14 protein-coding genes and 1 other RNA gene are annotated in these 15,053 nt (G+C 45.5%); 9 read left to right on the forward strand and 6 right to left on the reverse strand.

Going from position 1 to position 15,053, the window contains the following annotated elements; genetic code table 11:
• Positions 1 to 12: 12 nt before the first annotated feature.
• From rnpB to C3B73_RS03135, 4 genes are all read right to left on the reverse strand, one after another.
• Positions 13 to 384, reverse strand: an RNA gene (gene rnpB, locus C3B73_RS03125) — RNase P RNA component class A.
• A gap of 106 nt (positions 385 to 490) precedes the next feature.
• Positions 491 to 634, reverse strand: coding sequence for a hypothetical protein (locus tag C3B73_RS13905; protein WP_157939406.1), 144 nt, complete (start codon positions 632 to 634; stop codon positions 491 to 493).
• 598 nt (positions 635 to 1,232) lie between these two features.
• The gene (locus C3B73_RS03130) at positions 1,233 to 1,967 is read right to left on the reverse strand and encodes a zinc ribbon domain-containing protein (RefSeq protein WP_103664176.1); all 735 of its coding nucleotides are present in this window, start codon (positions 1,965 to 1,967) and stop codon (positions 1,233 to 1,235) included.
• A gap of 10 nt (positions 1,968 to 1,977) precedes the next feature.
• The gene (locus tag C3B73_RS03135; RefSeq protein WP_103664177.1) at positions 1,978 to 3,039 is read right to left on the reverse strand and encodes a Nif3-like dinuclear metal center hexameric protein; all 1,062 of its coding nucleotides are present in this window, start codon (positions 3,037 to 3,039) and stop codon (positions 1,978 to 1,980) included.
• 204 nt (positions 3,040 to 3,243) lie between these two features.
• Here C3B73_RS03135 and C3B73_RS03140 point away from each other — a divergent pair, with 204 nt between their 5' ends.
• From C3B73_RS03140 to C3B73_RS03170, 6 genes are all read left to right on the forward strand, one after another.
• Complete coding sequence (locus C3B73_RS03140) at positions 3,244 to 3,948, forward strand: YggS family pyridoxal phosphate-dependent enzyme (protein WP_103664178.1); 705 nt, start codon at positions 3,244 to 3,246, stop codon at positions 3,946 to 3,948.
• Positions 3,949 to 4,013: 65 nt separating this feature from the next.
• Positions 4,014 to 4,325, forward strand: a complete 312-nt coding sequence (locus C3B73_RS03145) for a hypothetical protein (RefSeq protein ID WP_103664179.1) — start codon at positions 4,014 to 4,016, stop codon at positions 4,323 to 4,325.
• 11 nt (positions 4,326 to 4,336) lie between these two features.
• On the forward strand, positions 4,337 to 4,690 hold the full coding sequence (locus C3B73_RS03150) for a hypothetical protein (protein ID WP_103664180.1): 354 nt from the start codon (positions 4,337 to 4,339) through the stop codon (positions 4,688 to 4,690).
• A gap of 44 nt (positions 4,691 to 4,734) precedes the next feature.
• The gene (locus tag C3B73_RS03155) at positions 4,735 to 5,400 is read left to right on the forward strand and encodes a DivIVA domain-containing protein (RefSeq protein WP_103664181.1); all 666 of its coding nucleotides are present in this window, start codon (positions 4,735 to 4,737) and stop codon (positions 5,398 to 5,400) included.
• 61 nt (positions 5,401 to 5,461) lie between these two features.
• A complete protein-coding gene (locus C3B73_RS03160; RefSeq protein WP_103664182.1) occupies positions 5,462 to 6,298 on the forward strand; it encodes a purine-nucleoside phosphorylase in 837 nt (278 codons plus the stop codon).
• Positions 6,299 to 7,177: 879 nt separating this feature from the next.
• Positions 7,178 to 7,972 (forward strand): hypothetical protein, encoded by a 795-nt coding sequence (locus C3B73_RS03170; protein ID WP_103664184.1) that lies wholly within the window; start codon positions 7,178 to 7,180, stop codon positions 7,970 to 7,972.
• An 829-nt stretch (positions 7,973 to 8,801) separates the two neighbouring features.
• On the opposite strand, the gene C3B73_RS03175 is transcribed toward C3B73_RS03170, so the two are convergent.
• Both C3B73_RS03175 and C3B73_RS03180 read right to left on the reverse strand, forming a co-directional pair.
• Positions 8,802 to 9,827 carry an isoaspartyl peptidase/L-asparaginase family protein gene (locus C3B73_RS03175; protein WP_103664315.1) on the reverse strand — a complete coding sequence of 342 codons (1,026 nt, stop codon included), beginning with the start codon at positions 9,825 to 9,827 and terminating at the stop codon, positions 8,802 to 8,804.
• A 441-nt stretch (positions 9,828 to 10,268) separates the two neighbouring features.
• Positions 10,269 to 10,796 carry a YceI family protein gene (locus tag C3B73_RS03180; RefSeq protein ID WP_103664185.1) on the reverse strand — a complete coding sequence of 176 codons (528 nt, stop codon included), beginning with the start codon at positions 10,794 to 10,796 and terminating at the stop codon, positions 10,269 to 10,271.
• Positions 10,797 to 10,985: 189 nt separating this feature from the next.
• Between C3B73_RS03180 and C3B73_RS03185 the strand changes: the two genes are divergently transcribed.
• The 3 genes from C3B73_RS03185 to C3B73_RS13910 all read left to right on the forward strand — a co-directional run bounded on the left by C3B73_RS03185 (position 10,986) and on the right by C3B73_RS13910 (position 14,926).
• Positions 10,986 to 11,396: a DoxX family protein gene (locus tag C3B73_RS03185; protein WP_103664186.1), complete on the forward strand. Its 411-nt coding sequence runs from the start codon at positions 10,986 to 10,988 to the stop codon at positions 11,394 to 11,396.
• 816 nt (positions 11,397 to 12,212) lie between these two features.
• Positions 12,213 to 13,772, forward strand: coding sequence for a hypothetical protein (locus tag C3B73_RS03190; protein ID WP_103664187.1), 1,560 nt, complete (start codon positions 12,213 to 12,215; stop codon positions 13,770 to 13,772).
• 902 nt (positions 13,773 to 14,674) lie between these two features.
• Complete coding sequence (locus C3B73_RS13910) at positions 14,675 to 14,926, forward strand: hypothetical protein (RefSeq protein ID WP_232802967.1); 252 nt, start codon at positions 14,675 to 14,677, stop codon at positions 14,924 to 14,926.
• Positions 14,927 to 15,053: the final 127 nt, after the last annotated feature.

The following is a 15,053-nucleotide window of genomic DNA, read 5'->3' on the forward strand; positions in this document are numbered from 1 at the left end:
TCGGTCTAATTTGTAGCAGGAAAGCCTGTAAGCCGGATTCTGTCGAGGATGATCATTTATCTGTCGCGTCCCACCCGATGGCGTCACGACAAGCGGCATATACCATCTGCATGAACTTTCTCCCCGCGAGGTTTACCGTGCCCCCGACCTCACGATACGGGGCGGTGAGCTCTTACCTCACCTTTTCACCCTTACTCCGCGCATAATTGCTTATGCATGGAGCGGTCTGTTTTCTGTTGCACTGTCTGTCATCACGCCATTCCTGACGTGAAGCCTCCCCTTCGCCGGCTGAACCGGATCGGGGAGCGCGGTGCTTGTTGGAGTCCGGACTTTCCTCCCAGCACATACTTAATGGTTTGAACTAAAGATCAACCAGATATCCTGAAATAAACGTTGAGATCCTTCGCGGTAAACCTTGTACTCACAAATAGACTTGGTTGCGCTCAGGATGACAACATTGATGGGTGAAAGTGGTTGCCGTATCGAACCATCAAGTATGTACCGGGCGATCACCCGGCTTTCCTGCTGTCTTAAAATACGTGTTTTCTTTGGTTATTACATCATATTCAGGATCTGTATCCAATATATCATTCTTCACAGAATTAACATGGGTTTGCACGGGACGGTAGGTCATGCGTCTATTACCATTTGGGTTATCATGACGCTATTTGCACAAGTGTTCTGCAAGATTCTAAATCGAGCTTATAGAAATCTTAAACCCTAAATGAGAAGATCTTGCTAAGGATTGGTTTTCTTAATTACACTCGATTGTTGTCATCTTTGCCTCGGTGGCAGGCAGAGCGCCCGGCCGGTTATATTCGATATGGTATGGTAAACGCGATAGATCTCAAAATCAGAATGACATTCCAAATATGACTTTGAGATCCCTCGTGTTCAAGAGCTTATTCTTTTGATTATTTTGAGGCACTCGGGATGACAACGTTTGAGGTTGGGCACCATTGTTTTGGAAGTTTTAGAACTGATCAACACATTTTTGCCCTCGAATTACCTGACATCTACAATTCAGTAACCCGGTGAATCACAGTTCACCACTTCTTTATTTTCGATTCACCGAACGACCGATCAGCGATGGACGATCGAACCATATAGGGAAATGAATTACCCGAAATATTAACCTGTGGAGTTTTAAAACACCGATTGGTATCAACAAAAAAAGGGAAGACGCAGCTTCCCTTTTCCAAAAATTAACGATCAATGTATAATGAGTTGTCTTAGATGGACAATTCTTCTTTGGCTTTATCGAAGAATGACTGATCCACTACAATACGTCCGCTGTTCTCATCAATGATGATCTTGTTCTTGCGGCGTACTTCAACCTGTGTTTGCGGAGGCAGAGCCATTCCAAGTGCGGCACCGCGATCCATAGCCACAACGGCCATGCCGTTATTCAGGCCATCACGAAGTCGTTTGTAGCTGCGCATGTAGCGGTCGTCGATCTCTTCTTCAACTTCCTTACGCTTCTTGAGCAGCTTGTCTTCTTCTTCCTGAGTGGATTTAACCACATCATCCAGGCTGCTGCTTTTTTCGTCATGCATCTTTTGGGCAGCTTCCAGTTCATTTTCAGCGACTTCCAGCTCAGGCTCGATCTCTTCCTGTCTTTTTTCGATCTCTTTGATGCGCGATTCTGCATTTTCGATCACCTGTTTCTGAGCTTCGATCTCTTTGGTCAGTGCGTCGTACTCACGGTTATTACGAACACTCAGCTGCTGATCTTCATATTTTTCGATCTTCTCTTTTGAGCCCTGAAGATCCAGCTTCAGGTTATCCAGTTCAACCTGCAGGTTTTGCTTCTCTTCGGTCAGGCTGTTTAGTTTTGCCTCTTTTCGGGCAATATCAGTTTCCAGATCGAGTACTTCTTCAGGCAGGTCACCTCTTAACTGTTTTAGCTCGTCAATTCGGCTGTCAATGTATTGCAGGTTCGCTAATTTTTGTAATACTTCATTCATGGAGTGAGGGTCAACTTTGTTGAATAGTTTTAGGTTCAGGATCCGACACATAGATCTGCATCGGATTTGTTACTGTGCGAGTGACCGATACTTCCACATCTTCAAATGCTTCGGTCAGCTCATTTTTCAGGGCTTCAGCAATAGGGAATTCACTTTCATAATGACCTACATCAACGAGCAGAAAATCGTCCTTCTCGGTGAAATAGTCATGATATTTGATATCAGCAGTCACAAAAGCCTGTGCCCCTGCTTGGATGGCTTTATTTTTCAGAAAGACACCGGCACCACCACAAACCGCCACCTTTTTGATCTTATCCACATCGCCGGAATACCGGATGGCTTTAACATCCAGTGCTTTTGAAACCAGGTGCAGAAATTCATTCTTACCAATGCCTTCCTCAGGATATTCGCCGATCACACCCATCCCAAAATTCTGAGTGGTGGATGCGAGATCGATCACCTGAAAACTGCCTTCCTTCAGCATGCCTTCTTTTTTGAGAGCCTTCTTCAGTACCGAGACATTATGCTGATCGATGATAGCCTCAAAACATTTCAAGCCATCCTTACGGTTATTCACCTCAAAGTAATGGGCTTCCTCAGCGGAATGGTAATTCAGCAGTTTCAGAACAGCATCGCTGTCGGCATGGGAGGTGATCAACCTGATCTTACGGCTGATGGAATAGTTCTTATCGAGGAACCGAAGATTATCGAGTCCTAAAATATTGGCCAGTACAAAAGAGACGCCATCGAGAGCGGCATCCAGATTTGTGTGTGCCACCAGCAGGCCAATATCGTTCTTGATCAGTTTGTAAATGATACGCCCTTGTTCATCGGTGGGATTGATACTGCCGATCTTACTGAAGATCAGCGGATGGTGGGCAACAATGATTTCACAACCTTTTTCGATGGCTTCAGCCACTACGGCATCGGTCACGTCAAGGCAGGTTAATACTGAGGAAACGGAGGCATTGGGGTCTCCGACAAGTAATCCGACATTATCATAATCCATTTTTACCTGGGGTGGTGCCCACTGATCAAGGAAGGTAGATATTTGTCGGATTCGGGTTGACATGCTATCTATCCCCTTGTTTTATTGAATCCGACCTTTGGGTCGAAGAATAATGTTGAATTATGACTTTGAGCGTTATCAATCTCAATAAATAACCATTAATTACAATGTCTTTAGAGCTTCCAAAAATAAGGCTTATTGATGAATGATAAAAGCTTATCTTACAGTTAATTACTTAGAATCTTAAAAAACCACCCTTTTTTTGCCATGAGTAACGAGGATATCTCCCAAAATCTCAGTTCCATTCAAGAACAGATCGCTGAAACCTGTGAATCTTCCGGGCGCGATCCGAAAGAGATCACCCTGGTTACGGTCAGTAAAACCAAACCAAATGAAGATATACTGGAAGCCATAAAAGCCGGACAGCTTCATTTTGGGGAGAACCGCATGAAAGAACTTGAAGATAAGATGGCAAGCATTGCCAACCCGGATGTGGTCTGGCATTTCATCGGAAATCTTCAAACCAATAAGATCAAGTACATTGCCGATCGGGTGAATTGGATCCATTCTGTTGAAAAAGCCAAATACCTGAAAGAGATCGACAAACGAGCAGGTCAGGCAAATCGGGTGGTCAACGCCCATATTCAGGTCAACATCAGTGATGAGAAACAAAAAGGTGGCTGCAAACCGGATGACCTGGCCAGGATCCTGGAATCGGCTCAGAATTATGAACACGTGAAGGTAAAAGGACTGATGGGCATGGCCACTTTTACGGATGACCCTGAAGATGTAAGAAGTGAATTCAAATTATTAAAAGAATTATTTGATTCTCATCAATCGTACAATGGTGGGAGCGTTCAGCTTGAGCATGTTTCGATGGGAATGACCAACGACTTTAAAGTCGCCATTGAAGAAGGAGCCACAATGGTTAGAATAGGAAGTGCCATCTTCGGTGAACGCAACTATGGCTGAGTTTTTCACGTAAGCTCGACCATCGTTCTGAACAAAAACTGAAATCATTATAAAATTTAGGGCTTATGTTATTTGGATTACCATGGTATGCGATCGTAGCTATCGTCTCAATTGCGGGCGGACTCTTTTATGCTTTCAAGGAGAAAGAAATTGAAATGGAGTCGAAGAGAATGACCAACGTAAGGGAACTCAACGAACTTCGGAAAGTGGTGCACAATCTGAAATCACGGATCGAAACGCTTGAATCTGACCTGAAAACCAGGAGCAAGAATACATCCAATCATTCCTCTAATCCTTTAGGGGAGATCGAAATTGATGATGAAGTTGAGGGGCAAAATTCCGATAATTCAACAAATAAAAGTAGAAACCGCAGTTAAATAATGGATCTATGTCAGGTGAAGAATTTGTTTTAGCGATGATCGGGATATTGGGAGGGCTTGGATTTGCAGGATTTATATTTTGGAATATATTCAGCATCATCAAACAGTGGATCCACAGAAAGAGTGGCAACTCACAATTAGACCCCCAGTTTTTCAGGGCTTTGGGTGAATTCAAAAAAAATACGGAAAGAAAGATCTCTGAGCTTGAGGCTAAGATCAATGAACTTGAGGAAGAACGGTATCGTGTGGGGGAAGGGGAACATGAAAGCATGGGAGACATTGAAATAGAAGAGGAAGAGATCCGTTCATCATCCAAGCAAGACCGCGACAACAGCAATTTGCGTAACATGTTAAATGAATAAATGTTACTTTAAATAAGCTTAAGGACGACTAAAATCACTGATTTATGAAACTTACTCCGTTAGAGATCAAACAACAGACCTTTGAGAAAAACCTCCGGGGATATGACACCGCAGATGTACAGGCTTTTCTGACTCTTGTTTCCAATGAATTTGAACACCTGCTGAACAAGAATAAGGAACTTGAACAGGAAATTGACAAGCTTCAGGATCGGGTCAAGCACTATGAGCGCGTAGAGGATGCCCTTCATGAAACCCTTCAAACCGCCAAGGAATCGGTCGAGCAAAAGATGACCGGTGCCCGGCAGGAAGCCAAAAGCACCATCGAAAAAGCCGAGATGGAAGCGAATGCCATCATTCAGGAGGCCAACCACAACCGTCAGCAGATCCGTCAAAGTATCCTTCGTCTGCTCGATCGCCGGGAAGAGATCATCAACGGTATCTCAGCTTATCTGGATAACGCCAAGAAATCTATTGAGCAATTCGGAAACGATGAAATGGATGTCTTCAAGTTACCCAAAGAGGTAAACCTTGAGGAAGCCATAGATAACACCGGTAACGGTGGCGGTGCCCGATTTGTGCTGGATGAAGAGGCCGACAACGACCTTGAGGAAGATATGGATGATGAAACCACTTCCCGAAAAGAAGACGAAGATCACGCCTTCCCTCCCGGAAGTGACAGGCTTGACGACATTCTTGACGAAATAGATTAAAACAGAACGGCTCCCGTTCTATCATTGAACAACCGTTCCGCCTACAACCTTTAGAGTTTATATGAAATACGATACCGTTGAAGAATTCCGCGCCAAAAGAGATGAAGCGGTCAATTTTATCAAAGGCCAAACTGATTTTCAACCTGAGTATTTGATCATTTTGGGAACCGGATTCGGTCAGCTGGCCGACGAGATCGAAACGGTCCACACCCTGGCATACAAAGACATTCCGCACTTTCCGGAAGCCACGGTAGAATTACACCCGGGTGAACTCATCTTCGGAAAGCTCAGTGGTAAGGATGTAGTAGCCATGCATGGGCGCACTCATTATTACGAAGGTTACACCATGCAGCAGATCGTTTTTCCGGTCAGAGTGGCTAAATCGATCGGGGCCCAGACCCTGATCGTCAGTAATGCCTCGGGTGGACTGAATCCCGCTTACAAAAGTGGGGATATCATGCTCATCACCGACCATATCAATTTCCTGGGTGACAATCCCCTTATTGGCCCCAATGATGATGAATTAGGACCCCGTTTCCCGGATATGAGTGAGCCTTATACTGAACGCCTGCTCGAACTGGCTGAAAATGTGGCCCTCGAACATGCCATCAAAATGCATCAGGGAGTTTACCTCTCTGCAACCGGGCCTATGCTTGAGACCAAAGCGGAATATCGCTATATGCGCCGACTTGGAGCCGATGCCGTGGGAATGAGCACAGTGCCTGAAGTGATCGCTGCCGTACATATGGGCATGGATGTTTTGGGCATTTCTGTGATCACCGATGAATGCTTCCCCGACGCACTGGAGGCTATCAACATCGAAGATATCATGGCCGCTGCCGCCATGGCTGAACCTAAATTGACACAGGTTATCACCGAAGTACTTGCCAGGCTCTGATTTACCCATAAAAGTAAGCATCCTGATCCGCCGGCTGGCGGAGAAGGATCTTCACAGACCCATTCGTACCTCCTTGCCCCATTCACGACCTCCTCTGTCTCCTCCTTAACAAGGAGGAGGACGCCTGATTAAATCTGGTTGTCCAAATTCACTACCCTACCTGTCATTTCGACCGGAAGGAACGAGCCCCTAGGCGAGTGAGTGAAGCGGGTAATCACCCCTTTATTCGCAACGACGCAGAGCGATCGTAGTGAGATTAATTATCCAATTACCAAAACTATAAAATATGACTATTTCAATATAGGGTAATCTCTACTTGAGGGGAGAGGGCAAATCAGCTTGCTGATTTGACCGAGGGGTGTACGGGAGCGGATGCAAGTACACCTGCCCGATTCGAGCAACTGAACTCACATAACATAAAAGCAACCGGGTCGGCACAATCTATCTGTCAGACGACTCTTTGCAGGTTTCAAATACCTGCCCATGTTTCAGTCGTCAGACGGGACCTGGATATTAATTCTACAATAATTCATCGATATTCAACGGGTCATCCTGATCTGCCTGCCGATGAGGTTGGGCAGACAGAGTGCCCTGTCGGTTATATTCGATATGGTATGGTGAACGCGATGGATCTCAAAGGTTGAATAAATGATTCACCGATTAGCGATTGACCGAAGGTAGTTTCAGATGGCAACCTATGCCCATGATTGCTCGACCTCTTTACTTGATCTCACCCAAACATTAGAATTTCAAATTGATGGTTTTATTTACATCTCAGACAGATTAATTATCCACAAAAAGCGTTATTTTTCCACAAAGTATTGCATAACTATTCACAATTCTTTTCTTATAACAAACAGTAACTAATGGCCTGCTTATATGCCTCAGCATTTTGATGGATTCGATGACGAACAATGGGATGAATTCAAGTGGGAAGCTCACCTGAACGAAGTTGAGAGAAAAAGTGAACAGTTGCGAAAATTTATCACTTCTGACCCTAAGGGTAATGTACCGCGATGGCTTACTTTGTTAAAGGAAAGTCAGGATGAGGATGATGCCTTTGAGGCCTATGTAGAAGAAGAACTGCTGATGGACGAGGCCTATTTCCCGGAAGACGAAGATGACTGGGAAGATGAGGAGGACGACGACTGGGACGACGAAGACTTTTTGTTTGGCAATGCAGCCGATCATTTCATGGATATGGGTCCTGATGAGGACGATGAATTCGATGATTTTGAAGATGGTGACGAATGGAAGAGCCTCAGTGATGATTACATGTACTCGGATTACTCCGATATCGATGACCTCGGTATTTTTGTAGATGCCAAAGACCTGGCTGTGGATGTGTTAAAATGGGCTGAGACCATCCACCCGAAATATCAGACACAGGAATTTCAGGATTTTGTGGATGAAACGCTTAAGATCGGTGCCAAGATCGCCGGCGGACATTCTTTCGGGTTTGAACCGGAATATATCGGAGCCAATATTGCCTATTCCAAGAAAGCCCTCAAATGTGCCAACCACGGATTAGAGCTGATGCCCCTCTTCAAAAAGAAAAAACTACTCAAAACCCACCAATACCTGGATCTCCATGCCCGCCTCTTTGAGCTCCGAAACGATATTGGTGTCTATATTCAGGAATTGAGAGATCAATTTAGACTCGGGCTAGACTAAGTTGATTAAATATCCAATATCCAACAAGGAATATTGAATTTCGAAGTGAACAGAAGCTCTTCCTTCTATTCTTAGGTTGGTTTCGAAGTATATTCATACTCAAATTAAACACCCAAACTCTCTCACAGATAAGGTGTCATTCAGAGGCACCGAAGGACCTTGCCTATTCGTACCTTGTTACCCTAATCACGACCTCCTCTGTCTCCTCCTTAACAAGGAGGAGGACGCCTAATTATTTATAGTCACCCATATTCACCTCCCACTGCAACTCGTTACGAAGGTTCCCTTCGTAACGCCTTCTGTGAAACCTGCTTACCGGCGAGGCAGGCTCCGGCTTCACATTTTTTGTTTGAATGAACGAATTACCGATTTGCGATGGACCGACAGACCGATTTTTTACTCTAGGACATGCTCGATATAGAGTCACGGGGACCGGGAGCCTGCCTGCCGGTTGAGGTAGGGGCCCGCCATGCGTTCTCCCGATTACATCGGGAAGGTTGGGAACGAGGTAAAATATGACTATTTCAATATGGGGTAATCTCCCCTTGAGGGGAGAGGGTAAATCAGCTTGCTGATTTGACCGAGGGGTGTAAGGGAGCGGATGCAAGTACACCTAACCGATTCGAGCAACTAAACTCGCATGACAAAAAAGCAACCGGGTCTGCACAAGCTATCGGCCGGACGACTCTTAACTGGATTCGGTTGCCTGCCCTGTTAAAATGCGTAAGACAGAGCTCTCCATTCGCTACGACGCAAAGCGATCGTAGCGAGTCTTAAAAAAGTATTCAGCCCCACTCAGCACTAAAAATTAATCACTTAACACTACCAACTACTCCCAGATACCTACTTCTTTGTTGCCATCTGAATCAGTAGCAGCACGGAACATGGAACCTGTGTTTGTTTTCATGGAGTAGTTGCCATATTTATCGACTGCAATGAAGCCGGCATCACCGGGTTCAAGGACCTCATCCACCAGGTAATCCATAGATTCCTGCAGGGTAGCTCCTTTTAGCTTATAAAACATGGCAAGGGTGTGAGCCGAAACATTCAGCATGATCTTCTCTCCCCAACCGGTCGCTGAAACCGCTACTTCATCATTGGCATAGGTTCCGGATCCGATGATCGGCACATCGCCCACACGACCATATTTTTTGTTGGTCATACCACCGGTGGAAGTCGCTGCTGCCAGGTTTCCATTCACATCTTTGGCAACTGCGCCAACGGTTCCATATTTCCAGGCTTTTTGCTCGTCAGTAAGTGGCGTCAGGCCGGATTGCTCCTCTTCCTGTTCAAGGGCACGCTGAAGTGACTGATAGCGACTTTCTGTATAGAAATAAGAAGGATCTACGCGTTCAACATCGGTTTCATCCGCAAAGGTCTCCGCTCCATCTGCTGAAAAGAAGACGTGTTTGGAATCGGTCATAACTTTACGCGCCAGGGAGATCGGGTTTTTCACGGTGGTCACCCCAGTGATGGCGCCCGCATTCAGGGTAGATCCGTCCATGATAGCCGCATCCAGTTCGTTGCGACCCTCTGAAGTGAATACCGCCCCTTTTCCGGCATTATAGAGTTCATTATCCTCGAGGTAATTCACGGTCTTTTCAATAGCATCCAGTGCTGAACCGCCATTGGCAAGGATCTCTGAACCAATTGACAGAGCTTCTTCCAGGGAAGCCATATAAGCCTCTTTGCGATCTTCGGGCATATTCTCGGAAACATAGCCGGCTCCGCCATGTAAAGCGATCGACCATTCTTTGGTTTCCTGTGGTTCAGAATTCGTCTGCTCTGCCGGCTGGCAAGCAGTGGCAAGCATGAGAAGTGAGAATATGGTTAAGAGAGATAGATATTTTTTCATAACGATCATTGAGTTTTGTTTTGCAGATTATACTGCACTCTCAGCGATTATTAAAGAACTGATTTATGCTTTTACTGTTTTTAGCAGCAAATCCCTTTTTAACCCCTTAATCTCGTGACGCAATTCTGCTTCAAACCGAGTATCTCTAAAATTAATCACAGTGATTGAACGGTGAGTCCTACCATAGCAATGAATGGAACGCGGATGACTCAGATAATGCAGATGGCATAATATAAAAAAAGGCGTCCTTGTTAAAACAGGGACACCTTTCGGAGATCAAATAAACAATATTGTCAGGTCAGTTTTCAATGCTTCATCTATTCTAATTTGAGGCTTAGGTTCTACACCTGCATTTGTTATAATCATAGGATTCCTGTTTTCACGGGAATGACTAAATTACATTGCAGTTTTTAAACCTAACTGACCAACAAGTAGCCGGAATTACTCCGCTTCCACTACCTGAACGTTCATGAGCAGTTTCACTTCGTCGCCTACCACTACGCTGCCGGCTTCTGTTACGGCGCTCCATTTCAGGCCAAATTCTTTGCGGTTCAGGGATCCATTGAGCTCAAAACCGGCTTTAGTTTGTCCGTATGGATCTTCAACGGTTCCGCCATGGGTAACATCGAGGGTGATCTCTTTGGTGACGTCACGGATGGTCATGTTACCGGTTAGTTCGTAGTTGTCTCCACCGGTGTTTTTGAAAGAAGTAGATTCAAACTTCATTTTTGGATACGCCTCTGCATTGAAGAAATCATCTGATTTCAGGTGAGTGTCGCGATCTTCATTGTTGGTATCCACGCTATCGATATCCGCCTCAAAAGTGATCTTTGCGCCTTCAAAGGAGTCTCCTTCCGATTCAACGGTTCCGTTAAAAGAACGGAAATATCCGGTCACGGTAGAGATCACAAGGTGCTTTACTTTAAACTGAATTTCTGAGTGAGTTGGGTCAATATTCCAGGTCGACATAGTTAATAATATTAGGTTAGTATTAAATTGTTTAATGTTGAACTAAATATACGCACCCGAAGTTCCGACTGCAATAGATAAAAATGATCGGGGTTATTAAGGAATTGATAATTTTGTGAAATGAGATGCGAATATATTCCCGAAATTTTATTTTATTAGTTCAAAATTAAACCAATAAGCCCAAGCGACATGTTCAAGAAGTTACTCTCAACCGATCCAAGCAAATTCATTGACGTAAACCTATCCATATTGCTTCTCCGTATTGGAGCCGGCGGTATTTTGTTCACACACGGTCTCCCAAAGTTGATGAAGGTTTTTTCCGGTGATTTTTCTTTTGCGGATCCGATCGGCCTGGGCCCGGAGATCTCGCTCATTCTTGCGGCTTTTGCAGAAGGTATTTGCAGTCTTTTTGTTGTGCTGGGTTTTGGCACGCGTCTTTCCTCACTTGTGATTGCCATTAACATGGCGGTGGCCTTTTTTATTCAGCACTCCGGCGACCCATTTGGCCAAAAAGAACTCGCTCTTATCTTTCTGATGATGTTCGTCATCACCTTTTTCACAGGCGGCGGCAAGTATTCTGTGGATAAGAAGATCGCATAGTAGGCTCGTTCCCAACCTTCCCGATGTAATCGGGAGAACGCATGTCAGGACCCTACCTCAACCGGCAGGCAGGCTGAAGGACGGGGCTATTGGGGTCATCCCTCAGGATCCCGGTGCACGTGGATAGATAATACCCTATTGGGTTTCACGATCGAGTGTATCATTTGTGAATCGCGGATTCAGGGGATTTTGGGATTTCGCGGATGTTCGATCTTACAGCGTCACCTCCACCAGTCATCCCCGTTGTACATCTTCAATTAGTATAAAATTCGGTCGTTCGGTCCATCGCACATCGGTGAATCGGTCTATCATATCCCGTAATCCTAACCCGTGTTCATCAGCAGGATCCGTGTCATCCGCGTTCAATTTCGATAGGTTTAGCTCATTCCCAACCTCCGAGCACCCTCCGAATCTTTACCACCCACCGGGCGTAGGTTCTTTGGTCTGTCATTCTAACCCCGCCCCTGCCTCGCCGGCAGGCAGGCTGAAGGACGGGGCTAATGATTTCATCCCTAAGAGATGAACCCACAAATGAATACAATCCCCGTTGTACATCTTCAATTAGTATAAAATTCGGTCGTTCGGTCCATCGCCGATCGGTGAATCGGTCTATCAAATCCCGTAACCCTAACCCGTGATCATCTGCCGGATCCGTGTCATCCGCGTTCAATTCCGATAGGTTCAACAATTAAAAACCAAAAATACTGTCCCCTTTACTCCATCTTACCGCCTCATCCCCTACAAACACTATATATATTACCTGTAAATTCTTATTTTATTGAAAATAGGTTAACAATCAACGTATCGTTTCTTGAGATGAAGGATAGGCTTGTCCGTCTAATCATTACTTTAGGGCTTTTTGTTTTTGGTGTGTTGAATGCGCCCGCTTATGCATTTTCATATCACGATTATGAAATACCCACGAGCCTGCTTCAAGATGGTGAATTGCCTGAGGAAAACGCGTATCCCGTACTGATCGGAAGGGATGGGATCTACGCAGATATCGACACGGTGAACCGGGTTTTATACGTGATGGTACGGAATGAACTATGGGATTATGACCTGAATTCCAAGCAATGGACTCAACGCCACGTCTTTGAACAGGAAGAGATGGACAGACTCTTTCAGGACCCCAAGGAGTTTGGTTACGATCACGTAACGGGTACTATCTATTTTTGGTCGACGGGCGTAGGCCTGGTTTTTGAGCTCGACCTTAAAACCCACTCTCTGGTACGCATCGACCGGTCATTCGATCATAAAAATCAGTTTGGTCATGTCCCTTTTTTCTACAACGGAATGATCCACGCTTTCGGCGGATATGGCTACTGGCAGGATAAAAACCTGATCACTTATTATCTCCCGAACCTGAGGGAATGGAAGATCCTCACACCGGCCAAGGGATCGGATTATCCCCCCGAGATCGTAGGTGCCAAAGGAATCTATGTTGAAGAGGAACAGGCCTTTTTTATTTACGGAGGATCCTACATTCAAAACAGAGGCCACGATGACGGAAATTCAAACCGGGTCGCGAATCAGTCTCTCTGGAAATTTGATTTCGAAACGATGCTTTGGTCGCGTGAAATGACCATTGACCTGACTGATGGCAAGATCCCTCAAGCCTTCGGAGCATTTAATGAAAATGGCATTGGACGCAGTTCGGTGTCGGCAAGTGCCTACAGTCGTCAAACAGGAAATTGGTATCTGCCGGTTCAAACATCTGAAGGAAACAGGCCTGCCATTTCAATAAAGACCATTGGGCTCACGCAGATGCAAAACTACGAGTTGTTTGAACTGGAGCAAACCCTGGAGGCAGAGGTTATTACCACCAATATTTTGTTTGATCAGAAAAGTCAGGAATTGATCTTACTGGGATTTCAAAATATCACCAATGATAACGCTCACCCAATTGTAGTATTGAAGATCCCGGAACAGGATCTCATCAGCAAGCTTACTCCCGTTAATGATAACTCTATTCTGCTTTTCGGGTCACTTGTGGGATTAGGCCTACTGCTGATCCTTGGCTTTGTGGTCATGAGGTACAGAGGTTCGGTTCCGGGTATAAACGGCCGGACACCCACTGTGCAAATTGAAGAGTTGATGGTTGACCTTAATAAAACTGAGAAATTGCTTCTCAAAACGATCATGGATGCTGACCAAATGCCGGAAACCAGTGACCTGGAAGAGATGGTGTGGCCTGAAGTGGATAATTATGATTATCGGCGAAAATTAAGGAACGAGACGATACGGTCGATCAATAAGAAAACTCAGGATGCCTTTGGCGTGCACGAAAAGCTCATCATCCGCCAGCGTGACACAGAAGACAGCCGCCGTTTCCGCTATGGCATCAACGATGAGCTTATGAATATTGAACATTGAACCTGCCTCACCGGCAGGCAGGTAAGGAACATTCAATTTCGAAGTGGGTTTTCTGTCCGAATTAAGCAGCCTGGTTTACACAACAAAAAAGCCGTCATACTGATCCGCCGGCTGGCGGAGAAAGACCTTGCCTATTCTTACCTCCTTGCCCCAATCACGACCTCTCTATGAATATCCAATATCCAACAAGGAACATTCAATTTCGAAGTGGTTATACTGCCTTAATTTAGCAACCAAACTTACACAACATAAGAGGCCGTCTTCCTGAGGGAGCGAAGGATCTTCACAGGCCTATTCTTGCCCAACTGCCCCAATCACGACCTCCTCTGTCTCCTCCTTAACAAGGAGGAGGACGCCTGATTATACATAGTTGCCCATATTCACCCCCTCATTGTCATTTCGACCGGAAGGAACGAGCCCCAAAGGCGAGTGAGTGAAGCGGAGAAATCTATGGTAGTTTTAGATGGGCAACCAACTTTGCTCTAACTAGCCACCGCATCCCGACTTTCGGGATAACGCCTGCGCTAGTTCCAGGTTTGAGATTGGTTTATGCCTGAATTAGGCAACCAAAACCACACAACCACAAAAAGCCGTCATACTGATCCGCCGGCTGGCGGAGAGGGACCTTGTCTATTCTTACCTACTTGCCCCAATCACGACCTCCTCTGCCTGCCTGCCGATTTGGTAGGTCTCCTCCTTAACAAGGAGGAGGACGCCTGTTATACTTGGTTAATTGATTGCAAACCATGGGCTTTGGTTACTGCCTCGTTTTGAACCGGGATTGATGGGATTGGCAAGGAATTTACAGGATTCACGTCGAAATATATCTGAATTTTTTCAGTTACCACCGCAGGATAAGGGAACGCCTTTGTTAATACGACGTACCGTCTGACGACTTAAACATGGGCATGAAGGAAAATCTTGCAAAGAGTCGTCTGACGGAGAGCTTATTTTCTGCACAGCATCCCGACTTTCGGGACGACGCCTGCGCTAGTTCAAGGTTTGATGTCGGTTTATGCCTGAATTGTGCACCCAAACTCACAAAACATAAAAAGCCCGTCTTCCTGATCCGCCGGCTGGCGGAGAAGGATCTTGCCTATTCATACTTGGTTGCCCGTATCCGCAACCCCTCTTTGTTTCTCCCCTATTCTTAGGGGAGAAGACGCTGTAACAACCTCATTCCTCATATTCACCATCCTTCTTTGTCATTTCGAGCGGAGAAATCTATGGTGGTTATTGAACGACCGGTTCACCGATCGGCGATGGACCGGTGGTCCTGGC

It is taken from the genome of Gracilimonas amylolytica (genome assembly GCF_002911695.1).
In the GTDB taxonomy this organism is placed as follows: Bacteria; Bacteroidota; Rhodothermia; order Balneolales; family Balneolaceae; genus Gracilimonas; species Gracilimonas amylolytica.